12 protein-coding genes and 1 tRNA gene are annotated in these 16,709 nt (G+C 54.3%); 3 read left to right on the forward strand and 10 right to left on the reverse strand.

Annotated elements, in window-relative coordinates:
• Window positions 1-419 precede the first annotated feature (419 nt).
• From CKW16_RS25090 to CKW16_RS25145, 10 genes are all read right to left on the reverse strand, one after another.
• Window positions 420-749 carry a hypothetical protein gene (locus CKW16_RS25090; RefSeq protein WP_095131540.1) on the reverse strand — a complete coding sequence of 110 codons (330 nt, stop codon included), beginning with the start codon at window positions 747-749 and terminating at the stop codon, window positions 420-422.
• 500 nt (window positions 750-1,249) lie between these two features.
• A complete protein-coding gene (locus CKW16_RS25095) occupies window positions 1,250-3,400 on the reverse strand; it encodes a 3'-5' exonuclease (RefSeq protein ID WP_095131542.1) in 2,151 nt (716 codons plus the stop codon).
• A 62-nt stretch (window positions 3,401-3,462) separates the two neighbouring features.
• Window positions 3,463-4,545 (reverse strand): HNH endonuclease, encoded by a 1,083-nt coding sequence (locus CKW16_RS25100; RefSeq protein ID WP_095131544.1) that lies wholly within the window; start codon window positions 4,543-4,545, stop codon window positions 3,463-3,465.
• 2 nt (window positions 4,546-4,547) lie between these two features.
• A complete protein-coding gene (locus tag CKW16_RS25105; RefSeq protein ID WP_176471600.1) occupies window positions 4,548-5,255 on the reverse strand; it encodes an OmpA family protein in 708 nt (235 codons plus the stop codon).
• A 2-nt stretch (window positions 5,256-5,257) separates the two neighbouring features.
• Window positions 5,258-7,048: a MotA/TolQ/ExbB proton channel family protein gene (locus CKW16_RS25110; protein ID WP_095131546.1), complete on the reverse strand. Its 1,791-nt coding sequence runs from the start codon at window positions 7,046-7,048 to the stop codon at window positions 5,258-5,260.
• 681 nt (window positions 7,049-7,729) lie between these two features.
• Window positions 7,730-10,102, reverse strand: a complete 2,373-nt coding sequence (locus CKW16_RS25120; protein ID WP_095131548.1) for a DEAD/DEAH box helicase family protein — start codon at window positions 10,100-10,102, stop codon at window positions 7,730-7,732.
• Between the two features lie 197 nt (window positions 10,103-10,299).
• Window positions 10,300-10,575 carry a hypothetical protein gene (locus CKW16_RS25125; protein WP_080932528.1) on the reverse strand — a complete coding sequence of 92 codons (276 nt, stop codon included), beginning with the start codon at window positions 10,573-10,575 and terminating at the stop codon, window positions 10,300-10,302.
• On the reverse strand, window positions 10,572-11,552 hold the full coding sequence (locus CKW16_RS25130) for an integrase domain-containing protein (protein ID WP_095131550.1): 981 nt from the start codon (window positions 11,550-11,552) through the stop codon (window positions 10,572-10,574). Before CKW16_RS25130 ends, CKW16_RS25125 begins: the two co-directional genes overlap by 4 nt.
• Before the next feature lie 908 nt (window positions 11,553-12,460).
• Window positions 12,461-13,780, reverse strand: a complete 1,320-nt coding sequence (locus CKW16_RS25140) for an integrase arm-type DNA-binding domain-containing protein (protein ID WP_095131554.1) — start codon at window positions 13,778-13,780, stop codon at window positions 12,461-12,463.
• Between the two features lie 163 nt (window positions 13,781-13,943).
• Window positions 13,944-14,028, reverse strand: a tRNA-Leu gene (locus CKW16_RS25145).
• A 107-nt stretch (window positions 14,029-14,135) separates the two neighbouring features.
• On the opposite strand from CKW16_RS25145, the gene queA reads away from it, so the two are divergent.
• The 3 genes from queA to yajC are packed head-to-tail and all read left to right on the forward strand — an operon-like array spanning window position 14,136 to window position 16,694.
• Window positions 14,136-15,185, forward strand: a complete 1,050-nt coding sequence (gene queA, locus CKW16_RS25150) for a tRNA preQ1(34) S-adenosylmethionine ribosyltransferase-isomerase QueA (RefSeq protein ID WP_046046021.1) — start codon at window positions 14,136-14,138, stop codon at window positions 15,183-15,185.
• 14 nt (window positions 15,186-15,199) lie between these two features.
• On the forward strand, window positions 15,200-16,315 hold the full coding sequence (tgt, locus tag CKW16_RS25155) for a tRNA guanosine(34) transglycosylase Tgt (protein ID WP_161990833.1): 1,116 nt from the start codon (window positions 15,200-15,202) through the stop codon (window positions 16,313-16,315).
• A gap of 43 nt (window positions 16,316-16,358) precedes the next feature.
• The gene (yajC, locus tag CKW16_RS25160; RefSeq protein WP_008147715.1) at window positions 16,359-16,694 is read left to right on the forward strand and encodes a preprotein translocase subunit YajC; all 336 of its coding nucleotides are present in this window, start codon (window positions 16,359-16,361) and stop codon (window positions 16,692-16,694) included.
• The last annotated feature ends 15 nt before the right edge of the window (window positions 16,695-16,709 follow it).

Raw genomic sequence — 16,709 nt, forward strand, 5'->3', positions numbered from 1 at the left:
TTATCGAAGAGAGTTTAGGTTTTATGTTTTTGATACTCGTTTAGCGCACTGGGAAAACCGCGCTTTGAGCAATTTTTAGATGAAGGAGGGGATTTTAATTTAGTCATAATAGTTCGTCCTTGATTTTTCCATGGGCCATGAGATGACATCCTCCATCCGCCACGGCTGGTAGCATTATGCCATGTCGACCGGCGAGCGGAAGCACCATCGAGCGGTCAGCATTTCAGTAAGGGACTTTGGTCCAATCCACATTTTCTACGGAGGGGGGGCTTGGACAGATCTCAGAGGTCGAGCAAGAGAGATGGCAACAAGAGCGAATGGAGAAAAGGGACAGATATGATAATCGTCCATGCGTGACGGCCAACGTCTCAGCCCCAATCCGGCGTACGCGTTTTTTTTGCAACTCCTTTGATTTATTGTTATTGGATGTCTTTCAAGTAATCCTTAAGCGCAATGAGTGGGGCATCAAGCTGCTTCATCGTCCGAGCATTGCCAAAATCAGCAGACAACCGATATAACTCCCGCCCCAGCGGCGTCTCAACCCCGCCCAAAGCGTCCAGCGCCAACCCCACACAATGCGCCACCCTAAACCGAATCCCCTCAACGTCCCCCCGCCGCACTAACAACCCAAACACCTCCCGCTCATAATCACTCATGATCGGATCATCCCGCAGAATCGGACTTTCACCTTCCGTCTCATAAGCCAGCTTGAGGGCGAAAAGGGCAACGGTTTCCAGTGGCAATTCCATTGTGTGAATCCTTGGTTCGTTAGCGAGCGGTTTGGGGCTGTAGCACCGAAAAGACAAAATCAAGAGATCGCAGCCTTCGGCAGCTCCTACGCGGCGGCGGGGTTGGCTCACTTTTCTACAGACGAAAAAAAAGGCCTTGCAAAGCAAGACCTTTCTTAATTTTGGTGCCCCGAGGGGGACTCGAAAAATAGGTTAAGCATTTGATTAATATCTATAAAAGCACATGTACACTTTTTAATATACGGAAAAGTGTAAATTTGAGTGATTTACATCAATGGAGTTTGGTGGATGGAAGATTCCAGATTTCGCCTTTCTGATTTCCGACGAGATGCATGTTGTGTGAGTCATTGTTGTTAACAAAGCAATCGGGTTTGGCGGAGCCTGACCTGTCGCTACAAGAAACTTTCTACCTGCTGCGGACATCCATGCATAGGGACCTGCACGTGCCCTGCTCTACATGCATTAATTCTTTCACCTATAAATCTATTAGCCAGAGTTTTTCAAGCGCTCAAGTAGGGACTAGGAATACCATGACTGGATATCAGCAAATGCCTAACGGCACGGGTCGCCGCCACATGGAGTAGAGCTCGTTCGTTAAGATCCAGTAAGCGATGCTCGACAGGATCATCAGTCGCCTGAACGGCCATAGCTAGCGGTACAACACCCTCGTTGATGCCCACCATAAATACGCACTTAAACTCCAGGCCTTTGATGCGATGCATGGTGGCAAGTCGCACCCCACCTTGGCTTCGATCATCGGCCTGCTGACGAGAAAGCCAGCGAGTTTCAATACCCTGCTCGCCTAGTACCTTCTCATAGGCCTTAAGCAGGTTGTTCGTACGAGCTACGACACAGATATCCTGCAGGCAAAACCCTTCCTCTAGAAGGATGCGGATTTCAGCTGCTAGCCACTCGCTTTCGGCTTGTAGCGAAGGTGCATGGTAGATCTGCGGCTTCTCACCATGCACCAAAGATCGGTAATCCGTTACACCATCCAGACCACCGTCGAGGTCATCCACTTCTGTCCCTTCAAGTAGAGCAGTGGCAAATCGGCGGATTTCTTCTGTCGTTCGGTAGTTGATGCGAAGCTTCTTACCACGTCCACGGATGTTGATTCCACAGCGCCCCAGACTGGCTCGACGCTTATAAATCCGCTGATGTCCATCCCCAACAATAAAAAGGTCGTTCTCCTGCTCTTTGGCAAGACGGCGGATGAGGCTCATAGCTTCAGGTCCAAAGTCCTGGCCCTCATCCACAACTACACACCGATACTGACGAGCCTCTGCTCCGCGCTCGATCAGATCAATCGCATCGTGAATAGCGTCTTCGACTGTAGCCAATTTGCGCTGAGCAAGCTGAACACGCACTACTTCAAATACGGGCCAGATCTCCGCTCGCTGCTTGCGATTGAGCGCTACTCCGCGGCCAACCCGACTAGCCAATAAATAGGCCTGCCGCTCCATCAACCGCTGAGGTAAGACAACTCGCTCCCATTCTTCCCGGTAAAAGCTGATGGGTAGACCTAACGACGCCGGTACCAGCTGAGTTGCTGCATCCCAGCACCGATCATAGTTACCGTCCTTTCCCCCCGGATAAACGATGCTTGAAGGATAGCCATGGCGCTTCACAAACTGACTCACCCAAGAATCCAGATTCCGGACTTCAATTCGCTCTAACACATCTGGTGAACAGATTTTTTTCAGGTTTTCCTTGATATCCATGGCTAGATTACTGGTGAATGTGGTGAATAGCAGGCGCTCATCTTTTTCCAAGACCTTCTGCGCCAACCATCGGGCACGGTGCATGGCAACTACAGTCTTACCAGTACCAGCGCCGCCCAGCACCCGTACGGGCCCATTCCACTTACGCTCTACCAGGTTGCGTTGGGAGGGATGCAAAAATACCCGCCAACGCTCAAGCGGCGCTTCCAGCATCTGAATCAGTTCCAGTTCGTCTTCCAGGACGTAAAACCGGCGCTGCGAAGCCGGCCGTTCAAGGGCCGCGACGAAGTCTTCGGTATCGACAGCAGGAGTATCCTTAGCCACAGCATAGTCGTCGAGCACCTGCTGTATGTCCATGCCTGCTGCCAGCATGTAGAGCGCTTCAAATGCCTCAATCGGCAAGCGTTTATCGAGAGCTTCCAAAGCCTCTTCACTACGAAGCTGCTTGACCAGACCCAGGCTTTCCTTGGGTACGCCAAGGCTCAGCAGTACTTCATCATCCAACTGGAACAGCGGCGCTACCGGAGGCACATCAGCCAGCTTTGATATTGGTTCTGGTGTCGCAGCCAGAGGAGCATATTCAGTACGGACTTCAAACAGCTGCAAAACCCCGGTCTGCGGATGAATGTTGCAGCGATACCGTCGTGCCCAGTCATAGGCATCATCGTGCTTGTCTACCCACAGCAGCACATACACCTTGCCTCTGTCCGGCTTGAGCACAATTCCGCGGAAATCCTGATCGATACGTACCGAGCGGAAATTACCATCCCGAGCATCATTGATTCTTTCGTAATTGATACCTGTGGAAGTCGGGTTTTGCCGGAACTTGGAAACGAACTCCATCACCTTCTTCTGTTTGCTGCGAGGAATTGCGGCAAAGGACTCAAGAAACCCATCCCCCAACGCAACCTTGACCTGGCTGATTGTCATAACTTGTCCTTATGCCTTTCCCTGCGCGGCACACAATGCATCATATGCCCACCCTTTTTTTTCTAGCGACCACAAATATCGCCAACGCGATAAATCCTCCAACCAGGAACCAATATTTCCTTGATGGAAATACCGATCCTCTTTTCTGGCCAGGCCACTTCGAGTTCTGCAATCACCTCTCCACGTTCGTTCTGGACTTCATGTCCAACAATAGGTGGTCGAAAGCCTTGCTTGCGCATGAGTTCAAGGTCGCCGTGCACTGCCGGATCACTTAGGTCAGTCACCTCGCCCCAATCATCAACTCCAAGCTTCTCGGCTTGTCGACGAAGGCTCGTAATGATCTGCATCTCGCCGTGGCTGACAAAAATTCCGGAATGCAGTGGCTTACGGCGATGGCAGTCTTTACAGAGAACCTGCAAATTTTCAGGGGAGTTGTCTGACTTTACGCCATTCACATGGTGTACATGGCACAAGCCGGGGTAGCTTGCTAAGCCGATCCCGCACTCAGAACAGGTGTAGTTCGCTGCCTTGCGCACGAGTTTGGATGTTTCCTTCCAGTCGCTTGAGTAGCCAAAGCTCATATCTTCGGCCCAGGCTTTCGGCATGTATAAAAAGCATGAACTGTAGCGACTGAAGAAGTCTTTCAGTGAGAACTCACTGAATGCCTTCTGACGAGGCTGGTAATCTGCAGATCCAAGATAATTCAGCTTCTGCAGACAATATTTGCAGACTTTTAACTCTACTTCGACCTTGCTCAGCCCCCCCCAGACCGTAGAGTCCTCAATCTGAAACCGCCCAGTCAGCTTGTTGGTAGCCACATAACGCTGGAAGCGATTCTTCTGCTTCATATCTTCTAGAGTATGGCAGTGCGCGATATGGAAACGGTTTCCGTGTTCGGGGTTAGCTTGGGTGGCAAGTAGCTTTCCCGTATGGTCCTTGATGTACAGCAGCACCTGTCTACCGTGGTAGGACAGCAGATTGAACTCAGTCTCGATGGTCTCGATATCAATCTCAATCCCTTCACCGAGTTGATCATCGATCGGCTTAAAGTCGGTCGAGTGATTCACCAGAGAAAAATCCACAGGGGTTGGATTGAGCACTCGTGCTAGACGTTTCAGCTCAGAAAAGTTGATCAAGATCCGCATTGCTACTCCTGGATGATCTTCCTGATCTGCAATTCGGCATTGGTCACCACACGGAAGCTCACCCGACGGGAGCGCTCTCCATCCTCCAGACCTTCAGCATTGAGAACAGGGTGCGCAGAAGAAAAACCAACGGCGGCGAAAACAGACTTGATCCAGTCACGCTGCTCAGTGACTGCGGACATACTGTAGAGATACTGCAGCACTGCTCGTGTGCGGCCCTGGGATAACTCCATATTGTTAAAGTAAGCAGCTTCAGGGGATACCGCACCACTCCAGACGCGACTGGTGTGCCCCTCAATTCTGACTTCGGTAATGTTCTTGTTGAAGCCATTCAGCACCTCCAAATAGCGCGGAAAGAACTCATCAAGGATTGTCTTGAAGTTAGTCTTCAAGGTGATCTGCCCAGTATCAAACAGCACGTCAGGCGACTTGAAGCGAAATTCAAGGGTGGTCTTGTCGATTTCCGCATCCCACTTTGGTAATTCCTCAGCAAACTCTGTATTCAACGCCTCGTAGAGCGCCACCTGGCTGTTCTGATAGGCCACTGCGACTTCTTTGATCTTGTCGCGCTCAATCTGCACGTAGCGCATATACGCCACCGAGATCAACAAAAACACCATCATCAGCCCCGCCATCAGGTCTGACATGGATATCCAGTGTTCGCTGTCCTGTTTACGCGCCTTCTGGTGAGTGCCGAAGATTTCGTCCATGGTTAGCGGCCTTGAGTGCCATTCATGCGGATTACATCATCCATCCGCCCAACCATTTGTTCGTAATCCTTCACAAAACGACTGGTGATCTGCACAAGTGAGCTGCCCATATCGGTCATGGCCTTCTCGATTTCACGAGCTGTTGCCATTTCCAATTGTTCAAGCTGCTTATTGATCGTCGTGCCCGTTTTACCCACGGCATCCCGCATGTGCGCATCAAGGCCTGACATGCTCTGCTCAATTTGTTGACGAGCAGCCTGGAGCATGCTTTCCGAGCTCAGCTTGATCTCGTCTTGAATGCGCGAAGCTGTCTGCGCAACCAACAGCACAACAGAACTGTTGGATTTCTCGAACTCACTAGCGGTCCTGCGGAACTGTTCGTGAACCTGCTGTGAGTGTTCTTCCATGTTCTTTGCAGTTTGGCTGATGTCCTTCTGCATACCCTGCACAGAGCCCTGCATGTGGCCAAGCATGTCGCGGGAGGTATTGGAGACTTCCATCGCCGTGTCTTTGAGGGTTTCGGACAGCTGCTCAGAAGTGTTTTTAACCGTATGAGAAAGCTCAGCGAAAGCACTTTGAGTAGTGCTTACTGAATTACGGAAGTCCTCTGCACCGTCTTCCAGGGCCACCCGCATTTCATTGGACCCGTTTAGCAATTTCTGCCCTACATCCTCAAGCTTCTCCTGCACAGAAAGCGACGAAGCTTCAAGCTGGCCGGAGGCCCCCGTAACCGCATGGCTTAGCTGATCAACCCCAGCCTCCATCGCCACCTTCATCTGGCCGGCACCCCGTAGCAGCTGATCGCCGATTTCCTCGACTTTCGCCTGGATGGTGGGCACAGCATTCACCGCGGCATCGCGCATCTGGATAAAGGCATCCAGGTGCCGTTGAAGCTCTTGAATCTGATGCTGGTTGACCAGCAGTACATCGCGCAGCTCAGCCATCGCCAGCGGGATTTCCTTGCACTCCTCCCAAATGCCCGCAACAGCCTGTCGTGTAGATACCAGCGAGTCGACACTCTGCTGGTACTGCTCGGACATCTGCTCAACCTGACTTTTGTATTCGATCTGCCAATCCACCAGCTTTTTGACCGAAGCATCCAGCGCCTTAAAGTTTTCGCCGAACTGCTCCATCAGATTGTTATTGAAGTCCTGGATCACCTGCTGGAGCGCCTCGATGATCAGGCTGGTGGCAGATCTCGACATCATCTCGGCAAAGTTCGCCATTTCCTGCCATAGCTTGCGGCTGAACTCGGCATTGAAGGCTTTAGCATCACGGGAAAAATCACCAACATCTGCCCGCAGAAACCTTACCTGCCCAACCAAAGAGCCTTCTTCGCTACCGGAAAGCCCCTGAGAAAGCTGCTGTAAAAGTGCTGTTTGTTGCTCCAACGCCGCATGGATATCGCTCGGAGTTACATCATGTTTAACCCCATTCGCCTGGCGCCTGGGTGCAAACTTCCAAGCGTCCATCGCGTTAAAAATCATAGCTGCCAACATCCCCACGATACTGGTGATAAAGGCCGTTTTAAGCCCATCAAGCAGCTTAGGGATGCTCTGGTCGATGTTTTGCGTATCGAAATGCAGAAGTCCGATAACCACGCCGATAAAGGTGCCGAGTATGCCCAATGACGTCATCAACGTCGGGGCATACTCAAGAAACTGCGAGTGACGCCCCTTGGCTCCCTGTAAGAGGGAGATGACCAATACCCCGATGGTGACCCAAAGAAACATCTCCGTCACAGAACTACTGGATAACGTGGTCAACCACCGCTCAAACTCTTGCGTAACCATGGAATGCCCCAGCGTGGAATCATCGACTCGTTTTTCGTTGTGACCTGGCCCATATTGCAGCACAAGCTACAACCCATTCTCTTTAGCCCTTGAAGGCCTTTTTCAGCTCAGCAAAACTCCTAAGCGCCTCAATCGAGGTGGAGTCTGAGAAGCGTAGCTGTAAAGTCTTAGTAAGCGAGGGGGCATTACAGAGTCACCGGCGGGAACACACCTTCCTGACGCCGTCGCTTAAGGCGATGGTGTCCACTTAAATTTAAGTGGACACATTTTTAGCCTCTGTAGCCAGAGTCGCTCTGAACCACGGCATCAACGCCAATGTCGTGCGCAAATGATTGCCACTTTTCCGCGAGCAGCAGCTCGCAAACTTGCCCGCTTTTATCCCGTTGAAAGTAGAACCGAAAAGTCAGGCAGAGAGGTCAGTCAGCATCGAGGTGCCGTCCGGGCAAAAAACGCTGACGGTGAAATGGCCTGCTACCGATCCCAAGGGTTGTGCCCAGTTCGTTCGCGGACTGATGCGATGATTCGCATCGATTCCATCTGGCTCGCCATCGAGCCCATGGACATGTGCGCCGGCACCGACACGGCGCTGTCGCGAGTCATGGCGGTGTTCGGTGCGGCAAAGCCGCACTGAGTGCTCAATCTGTTCGCAAACCGCCGCGTTAATGTCAACTGTCAACCACGTTAGAGTAGGTCCATGGTGACCATGGAATCAGCCATACGGTAGCCCATCGCTTTGTAACCCGCCTGGCGCTTATCCCACATCCTCAGCAGTGCGACATTCCCCCCGTCAACGAAGTCGATCACTCGCACGTTGGCCTTATCGGCGTGCGATCGATGCAACCGCCCCGCATATTGCTGAAGGATTCCCTTCCATGAGATGGGCATTGCCAGCACCAGCGTGTCCAACGGCGGGTGATCGAAGCCTTCACCTACTAGTTTTCCTGTTGCCAACAGCACTCGTGGAGCATCAGGGGGAAGGGACTCAAGCTCATGCATACGGGAAATGCGCTGTTTCTTAGGCACTCGCCCATGAAGCGTGAAAAGGTTATGCACGCGCTGTTTCAATTCTAATTCAAGGGCATCTACATGTTCAGTCCGCTCCGTTAGCACTAGAATTTTTCTACCCTCGCTGTACGCCAGCTCAATCTCCGAGACGATTTTGGCTGTCCGCTCAGAGTCGTCGGCTAGATGCCGAAAAACGTCCTGAATCCCAAAGCCGTCGGGGACCACTATTGGTTTGGATAGCAATCGAGGCACGACAGATAGGTCATGAGGCGCACTCGCTGGTCGAGCAGCAGAATGTCGGATCGGTCCACACTGCATGAAAATAATAGGCTGCTGCCCATCTCGGCGCACTGGGGTTGCCGTGAGTCCCAGCACGTACCGCGCGGTCGCGCTCCTCAGTAGTGCCTCGAATGACACTGCTGATAGGTGATGACACTCATCAACAATGATCTGGCCGTAGTTTTTTACCTGATCGCTGATCTCGCCTTTTCGCGATAACGACTGCATTACGGCAATGTCGATGATGCCGGTAAGCTTCGCTTTTCCGCTCCCAAGAGTACCAACGACACCATTCCCGACTCCCAAAAACGCCTGCAAGCGCTCTTGCCACTGCCTTAACAGTTCCGTCCGATGCACAAGCACCAACGTGTTAATGCCACGTGCGGCAATCAACGCAGCAGCACTCACCGTTTTACCGAAAGCAGTCGGTGCGCAGAGGATACCGGTGTCATGACTTAGCATTGCGCTGACAGCAGCCTCTTGGTCAGAACGCAGGGTCCCGAGAAAACTTACGTCGATGGGGTCGCCCGCGAAGCGTTCGTCTTTAAGAATAGGGGTAACCCCGTTTTCCCCTAAAAGCTCCAGCGCAGCATCCAAACAGCCACGTGGTAACGCAATATGTTTGTGGAAGTTCTGGGCACAGCCGATAATTCTTGGCTTGTTCCACACTGACATGCGCATGGCCTGAGCTTTGTAGAACTCGGGATTTTGAAAGGCAGCGAGCCGGACAAGCTGGTTTGCCAATGACTGTGGCAATTCCGACTTTTCAAAGTAAATTAAGTTAGCCAGCGTGATGTTGACAGCAGCAGGTAACGGGCATGTCAATTTACGTGATCTCGATTCACGACCTTTCCAAGGTTCTGCATCACCTTCGTCATCGACATAGGCGACCCCTAGAGGGTCCCGATTACCCATCGCCTGGATAATAACGGGCTGGATATCTTCTGGACTCATGCGCTGAATCGATGCCAGGAAAGCCCATTGATCAGGATGAGGCTCAAGCGAGTCGTCTACAAAAACGCTATTGTTTTGGGCCCTGGCCCGCTTTTGTAAAGGGAGCGCGATGAGATTTCCAAAGCCGCCTTTGGGCATATAGTCCTGGTTTGGAAACAGTCGATCATAGGAGCTGAGCGCCAACTGCCGGGTGCGCTCACAGGCATGACTGATGATTGCGGCACCGAGGCGGCGCGCATCGCAGGCAGGAACATTACGCTCAAAGAAAATCCAGCCATGAGCCCCTTGGCCTGAGCGCGATATTTCCAGCGCCACCGGGACGTTCAGCTCATGGCATGACTGCACAAAAGCTTTGGAATCATCACGCCATTCGGCCTCATCGAAGTCGACCGCCAAAAAATAACAAGTGTCATCAGAGAGTAGGGGGTAGATACCAACGACCACTTCGCCCGCCAGATGGCGATAGACCACCTCATCAGTCAGCGGAAGCAGCTGACGGTTACCGCAGTCGCCACATTTAATTCGGGGCTTCTCACAAACGCCAGGCCTCCATTCGTTTGCGCAAGCGGGTGCGTATCCTGATTTGCCTGCCTTGCTTTCCCAGCGGCTGGGATAAACGTCCGTCCTACCACGAAACAAGCTTCGGAATAGGGCAAGCTTTCCATCAGTATCGAGTTGCTGTGATTGTTCTGCTTGGACAATCGCTATCTTGACTGGCTCAGCAGGCGGGCGCCATTCGATGCCATGAGCATCCAGCAAGGCAACCAATCTTGCATTCTCAGCCCTTAGCTTCGCCACCAGACTAGTGTCTATCACCGCCTTCAGCCTCTACGTCTCAGGTGAAGCCTGTAGCCTCGAGCTACAACCCTCAGTCCATCAGTAAAACATAGAGGTTATCAAACAACAGAGGTTAGGTTCAGGGGCTCAAGAGGCCCGCCCTAATCCCAATCAAATCGTTGGCTGGCTCAATCTGCCGGTGAGGGATACAGAGCGCGCAGTTTGCTGGCATTCGGCTAACGTTGAAAATTCCAGGATTTTCCTAGGCGCAGAGTGATCAGGCTTGTGGTCAGCAGGTAGTAGTAGCGCGTCGATTTCGAGTTTGAGTTCATGTGGTGGTTCAAAAACCAAACGAGATGCTTTCTTTGCCATGTCCATGGATTATCTCGGTTCCAGCGTTCAGAAATCGCTGCTTGAATAGTCTTGGCCTGGCGGATGTGACGTTCGCGTGTGGCATGTGCTCCAGTCAGTGCCCCAGCCAAGAAGATCTCCATATCGAATGGTTTATTCATACCCGACCACCGATGTACGCCGATACCACGTCGATTCGACCGTGTCCCAGCTCATAGCTGATTTGTAAGCGTGCCTCTTGATCAAGGCGTGGATCGAGGCGCCTGCACGTGCCACCGTTGATGGGCGCTAGGTGATGGGTGATCTGCTCATAGCGTTCGCACGCATAAGCCGCGCGCAGTTCGTGGAAGCCTTTGAGGTTGTGCGTATGGAGGATATCTCGGGCGGGGCGGACGATTTCCCGTTGGAAATCGAGGTAGCTCTCGTTCGGTGCCAGCAGGTTGCGGCTACCGAAAGGCGAGACTTGAAGGGCGAATGCCAGTGTGTCGCGGATGTGCTCATCTACCGTGATCCACAGAGGGGCCGAGGCTCCCGAGCGGCCACCTTTGGTGCCATCCTGGATGTTGATCCTGCCGAGTTGCTCGGCTTCGCGTTGCAGTCGAGGAAGGTCGGCCAAAATCGCCTCGCGTAAACGCATGCCAGTGGCACGTGCCAATTGTGCGATGGCGGCGGCGCGCGGGTACTGATGTTCGCAAAGCACGTCGACGATCCGCTTCACTTGTTCGCGGTCTTGGCCTTGCGGTACCGAGCGACGAACACTGGTGCGCCGCATTCCCAAGGCCTTGCTCGGACTCACGACCTTCACATACTGATTACCGCGAAGCGCAGCCATGGTCCGATTCACACTGGACAACCGGTTTTGCGCAGTGGCGAGGGCCAGCTCACCTCGTTCAACTTGTTGGCGCAGATGTCCGGCGTAGTCCAGCAAGGTCTGCCGATCAATCTGTCGCGCATCGTTAAACCCCGACCCATCCTTCGAGCGGCACCAACGTACAAATGCCTGCCAGCGATCACTGTGCGCTTTGACCGTGCCGTAATGTCCGCCGTCAAACAGATCGCGCAATGCCTGCGGCCCGGCATAACTCAGTTGCCGACCATAGCCAAAATTGCGCCCATCTCGCCTGCCCACCAGTGCCATGATCAAACTCCTCTCGAAGCCAAAACCTTTGAAATCTTCCCCACGTCATCCCGCCACGAATGTTGAGTGTTATCAGGGATCAAGGCCCCTGCGACCTGTGAGGGTTGTCCACTCACGCGGGACTAGCGGCTCTTTACGACCGAGAGCTTGGGCATCTCATGATCTGGCCTCCTGAGCACTTCCAAAGAAGTGGGCGGGTGGAGGCTGCACTGGCTGACGAGACCAGTGCCGCGAGATCCTGAGTCGGGTGAAGGCAGTGATGCGATGACCGGGACATGCCTGACTGTCAGTCAGGTGCAGTCCATTCCTTGGGCTGCGGCACCATCATCTGCATCGCTGTTGCTGGTGACTTCGGTGTTTGTCACGCCGATTGTCGCGAGGGGAAGTGCCGCAAAGCCTTGTACGAGTTGGGCTGCAGCAGCGGTAGGAGCGCCCGTCTCTTTCCGGGAGAAAGAGACGGGCGCAGGTTGGCGCAATGAAATGACCAAGCGGATAGGTTGCTGCAGGGCAGCTATGAAAGGGAATGAGTTGCCGCAGTAGGCGCTCTGATAGAAGTAGGCATCCATCACATCGCTGTGACCGTGCGAGCCGCCGGACGCTAATCGCACTTGGGGAGAACCACCACGGAGTGGCGTAGCCTTGAAGGTTCTGGCTACCTGGGTTGCTGTCAACGACAGCGCTTTGCCCGATCTTTTCTACGCTCGCCGATAGACAGGGTCAAGGCTCGATTTTTTGAGAATTCTGCGGCTGCGAATGACATAAGCTGTCTATGGAAATCCTTGGTTTCTAGAAGACGGTTACGCTGATTTTTAGATTTTTCAAGTGAGGTCCTTCCAAGCAGGGCGGCTTGCAGCCCCGCTTGGAAGGGCCCGCGTGGAAGGCAAAGCTGTGGAGATTTCACTGACGTGTTAGTGCTGGAATGCGCCACGCTCATCTTCCAAGGTGCTGATGCCGCCACCGACCGCGTTGACCCCGAGAAGCTCCGAAGACTTACGCGACAGAAACTGATTAACCCGCGTATCAAACTGATCCCGCAGGCTCGCCGTAATCCCAACCCTGAGCGCATCGAGATAATCGGCATACCACTGCATCATGATCCGCCGTTGCGTCAGGTACAGCGCCTGGTTGTACTCCCCAGCAATGCCACCCTCGACATGCGCCAGTTGACTTTCAACATGATCCTTCAGCCACCCATGTTCGCGCAGCAGCGTGCTCGCGGTGTGGCGAACGCCATGGCTCACCATCCGCCCTTTATAGCCAATCTTGGCAAACACCAGATTGATCGTGTTCTCGCTGATGACGGGCCGTTTCTCACCACTACCCGGAAACAGGTAGCGGCTGCGTCCAGTGCATTGGTGCAGCTTGATCAGCATCGCGATCAGTTGATGGGGCAGGGGACTGACATAGTCCCGGCGCATCTTCATGCGTTCAGCCGGTATGGTCCACGTCCCCTCTTCAAAATCGATTTCATCCCACGTCGCATACCGAACCATGCCGGGTCGGCTCGCCGTCAGTATTGCCATCCACGAAGCAATCCTCGACGGCAACCGGCTGGTGGTCTTGCTCAGCGCCTGAAGAAATTCCGGCAGCTCGCTTTCACGCAAATGCGGATAGTGCTCAGGGGAAGGCGGCGCCAACGCGATGGCATGAAGTTCTGAAGCTGGATTGTGTTCGCACAACCCCCGCGCAATCGCCTGACTGAAAATCTGCTTGAGCCAGGTCCGAGCCTTGTCTGCCACATTGAACGCCCCGCGCTTTTCGATGCTGGCCTGCAACTTCGCGCAGTCGGCGCGAGTAATGTGCTCCAGCTGCATCTCGCCGAGTGCCGGTAGCAGATCCTTGTCGAGGTAGTCGCGAATCTTCTTTAGCGTCGCATGGCTGCGGCCGGAGTCGGCCTTGAACTGATACCAGTACTCCGTCGCTCGCCTGAAGGTGTTGAGCCCAGCCTCCCGTTGCTGCTGCTTGTCATCCCGCCGCTTGGCGCCAGGGTTGATGTCGTCCTTGAGCAGCTTCCGGCATTCAGCAGCCCGTTCACGAGCTTCCTGCAAGGAGATGCTCGGGTAGACGCCCAATGACATGCGCGCCGGGCGACCATGATACGAATAGCGGAAATGCCAGTACTTGTGGCCGTTCGGCTGGACTAGAAGGGCAAGACCCGAACTATCACTCAGCGTGTATTGCTTGTCGGCAGGCTTGGACGCTTTGACTTGCAAGGCGGTGAGGGGCATGGCTGTACACCTCCGGTTCTCGAACTGGAATCTGTACAGAAAATGTACCAAAAAGAGGCTAGCTTGCAAGGGACGGGGATGGAACCCCAGAGACCAAAAAGCCCGCAGTTGGCGGGCTCTAGGGGTGTTGCGTAGACGCTGGTAGTCGTCTATGTACTGCAAATGGTGCCCCGAGGGAGACTCGAACTCCCACTTCTTGCGAAAACGGATTTTGAATCCGCCGCGTCTACCAATTCCGCCATCAGGGCTCAATGGCGGCGAAGTATAGAGATGAGATTACCGTCGGTCAATCAGGTACATAGAGAATTTTCACTATTTCGGCTAGACTTCCGGCCCCTGCTAGACGAACCCCATCATGCGCGTTGCTGACTTTACTTTCGAACTCCCTGATTCGCTGATCGCTCGCCATCCTTTGGCTGAGCGTCGCAACAGTCGTCTGTTGACCCTTGATGGGGTCAGCGGCGCCCTGGCGCACCGTCAATTCACTGATTTGCTCGAGCATTTGCGCCCGGGCGATTTGATGGTGTTCAACAATACCCGGGTGATTCCGGCGCGACTGTTTGGTCAGAAGGCTTCCGGCGGCAAGCTGGAAATTCTGGTGGAGCGGGTGCTCGACAGTCATCGCGTGCTGGCCCATGTACGGTCCAGCAAGTCGCCGAAGCCGGGTTCGAAGATCCTGATCGACGGCGGTGGCGAAGCCGAGATGCTGGCGCGTCACGATGCGCTGTTTGAACTGGGGTTCGCCGAAGAGGTGTTGCCGCTGCTCGATCGCGTCGGGCACATGCCGTTGCCTCCTTATATAGACCGCCCGGATGAAGGCTCGGACCGTGAGCGTTATCAGACGGTCTACGCCGAGCGTTTGGGCGCGGTGGCGGCGCCGACGGCGGGGCTGCATTTCGATCAGCCGCTGATGGAGGCGATTGCCGCCAAGGGCGTCGAGACTGCGTTCGTGACCTTGCACGTCGGCGCTGGCACGTTCCAGCCGGTGCGCGTCGAGAAGATCGAAGACCACCACATGCATAGCGAGTGGCTGGAAGTCGGTCAGGACGTGGTCGATGCCGTCGAAGCCTGCCGCGCTCGCGGTGGTCGCGTGGTGGCGGTGGGGACCACCAGTGTGCGTTCCCTGGAAAGTGCCGCGCGCGATGGCGTGCTCAAGCCGTTCAGTGGCGATACCGACATTTTTATCTACCCGGGCCGGCCGTTTCATGTGGTCGATGCCCTGGTCACCAACTTCCATTTGCCCGAATCCACGCTGTTGATGCTGGTTTCGGCGTTCGCCGGTTATCCCGAAGCCATGGCCGCTTATAAAGCCGCCGTTGAGCATGGTTACCGCTTTTTCAGCTACGGTGATGCGATGTTTATCACCCGTAATCCCGCACCACGTGGCCCTGAGGAAACAGAATGAGTCGCACCAGTCGCATGTCTTTTGAGCTTCTTGCCACCGACGGCAAGGCTCGTCGCGGTCGTTTGACCTTCCCGCGCGGTACCGTCGAGACCCCGGCGTTCATGCCGGTGGGCACGTATGGCACGGTCAAGGGCATGTTGCCGCGGGATATCACCGCCACGGGCGCGGAAATCATTCTGGGTAACACCTTCCACTTGTGGCTGCGTCCTGGCACCGAAGTGATCAAGAAGCACGGCGACCTGCACGATTTCATGCAGTGGAAAGGCCCGATTCTGACCGACTCCGGCGGTTTTCAGGTGTTCAGCCTGGGCGCGATGCGCAAGATCAAGGAGGAGGGCGTGACCTTCGCTTCTCCGGTTGATGGCGCCAAAGTGTTCATGGGCCCGGAAGAGTCGATGCAGGTCCAGCGCGATCTGGGCTCGGACATCGTGATGATTTTCGACGAATGCACGCCTTACCCGGCTGACGAAGACGTCGCGCGGGTCTCGATGGAGCTGTCGTTGCGTTGGGCCAAGCGTTCGAAAGAAGCCCATGGCGACAACACGGCGGCGCTGTTCGGCATTGTTCAGGGCGGTATGCATCAGGATCTGCGCATGCGTTCCCTGGAAGGTCTCGACAACATCGGCTTTGATGGCCTGGCCATCGGCGGTCTGTCGGTGGGCGAGCCGAAACACGAGATGATCAAGGTGCTCGACTACCTGCCGGGTCAGATGCCGGCTGACAAACCTCGTTACCTTATGGGCGTTGGCAAACCGGAAGATCTGGTTGAGGGTGTGCGCCGCGGTGTGGACATGTTCGATTGCGTGATGCCAACCCGTAATGCCCGCAATGGGCATCTGTTCATTGATACAGGCGTGCTGAAGATCCGTAACGCGTTCCATCGCCATGATGATTCGCCGCTGGATCCGACCTGCGATTGCTACACCTGCCAGAACTTCTCCCGTGCTTATCTGCACCATCTGGACAAGTGCGGCGAAATGCTGGGTAGCATGTTGAATACCATCCACAATTTGCGCCATTACCAGGTGCTTATGGCTGGTTTGCGCGAGGCTATTCAACAGGGTACATTGGCCGCCTTTGTCGATGCCTTCTACGCCAAACGCGGGCTTCCTGTTCCGCCTTTGGACTGAGTTTCCTGACCCCAAGATTCAACATTTGCAACTGGAGTGCTAAATGAGCTTTTTTATCTCTAATGCCATGGCTGACGCTGCTGCACCTGCTGCAGGCCCAATGGGTGGCGGTTTTGAGTGGATTTTCCTGGTCGGTTTCCTGGTCATCTTCTACCTGATGATCTGGCGTCCACAGGCCAAGCGCGCCAAAGAGCAGAAAAACCTGCTGAGCAGCCTGCAGAAAGGCGACGAAGTTGTGACCACCGGTGGTATCGCCGGCAAGATCACTAAAGTGGCAGACGACTTCGTTGTTCTGGAAGTTTCCGACACCATCGAAATGAAATTCCAGAAAGGCGCCATCGCCGCCACGCTGCCAAAAGGCACGCTGAAAGCGATCTAAGTTTCAACTTCTACT

Origin of the sequence: Pseudomonas sp. Irchel s3h14 (assembly GCF_900187425.1) — a bacterium.
Classification (GTDB): Bacteria; Pseudomonadota; Gammaproteobacteria; order Pseudomonadales; family Pseudomonadaceae; genus Aquipseudomonas.

Bases quoted from the DNA above. Each gene is read 5' to 3' on its own strand.
- queA (WP_046046021.1), top strand. From the start codon at position 14,136: ATGCGCGTTGCTGACTTTACTTTCGAACTCCCTGATTCGCTGATCGCT.
- CKW16_RS25100 (WP_095131544.1), bottom strand. From the start codon at position 4,545: ATGCGGATCTTGATCAACTTTTCTGAGCTGAAACGTCTAGCACGAGTG.
- yajC (WP_008147715.1), top strand. From the start codon at position 16,359: ATGAGCTTTTTTATCTCTAATGCCATGGCTGACGCTGCTGCACCTGCT.
- CKW16_RS25125 (WP_080932528.1), bottom strand. From the start codon at position 10,575: ATGAATAAACCATTCGATATGGAGATCTTCTTGGCTGGGGCACTGACT.
- CKW16_RS25140 (WP_095131554.1), bottom strand. From the start codon at position 13,780: ATGCCCCTCACCGCCTTGCAAGTCAAAGCGTCCAAGCCTGCCGACAAG.
- CKW16_RS25105 (WP_176471600.1), bottom strand. From the start codon at position 5,255: ATGGACGAAATCTTCGGCACTCACCAGAAGGCGCGTAAACAGGACAGC.
- tgt (WP_161990833.1), top strand. From the start codon at position 15,200: ATGTCTTTTGAGCTTCTTGCCACCGACGGCAAGGCTCGTCGCGGTCGT.
- CKW16_RS25110 (WP_095131546.1), bottom strand. From the start codon at position 7,048: ATGGTTACGCAAGAGTTTGAGCGGTGGTTGACCACGTTATCCAGTAGT.
- CKW16_RS25095 (WP_095131542.1), bottom strand. From the start codon at position 3,400: ATGACAATCAGCCAGGTCAAGGTTGCGTTGGGGGATGGGTTTCTTGAG.
- CKW16_RS25090 (WP_095131540.1), bottom strand. From the start codon at position 749: ATGGAATTGCCACTGGAAACCGTTGCCCTTTTCGCCCTCAAGCTGGCT.
- CKW16_RS25130 (WP_095131550.1), bottom strand. From the start codon at position 11,552: ATGGCACTGGTGGGCAGGCGAGATGGGCGCAATTTTGGCTATGGTCGG.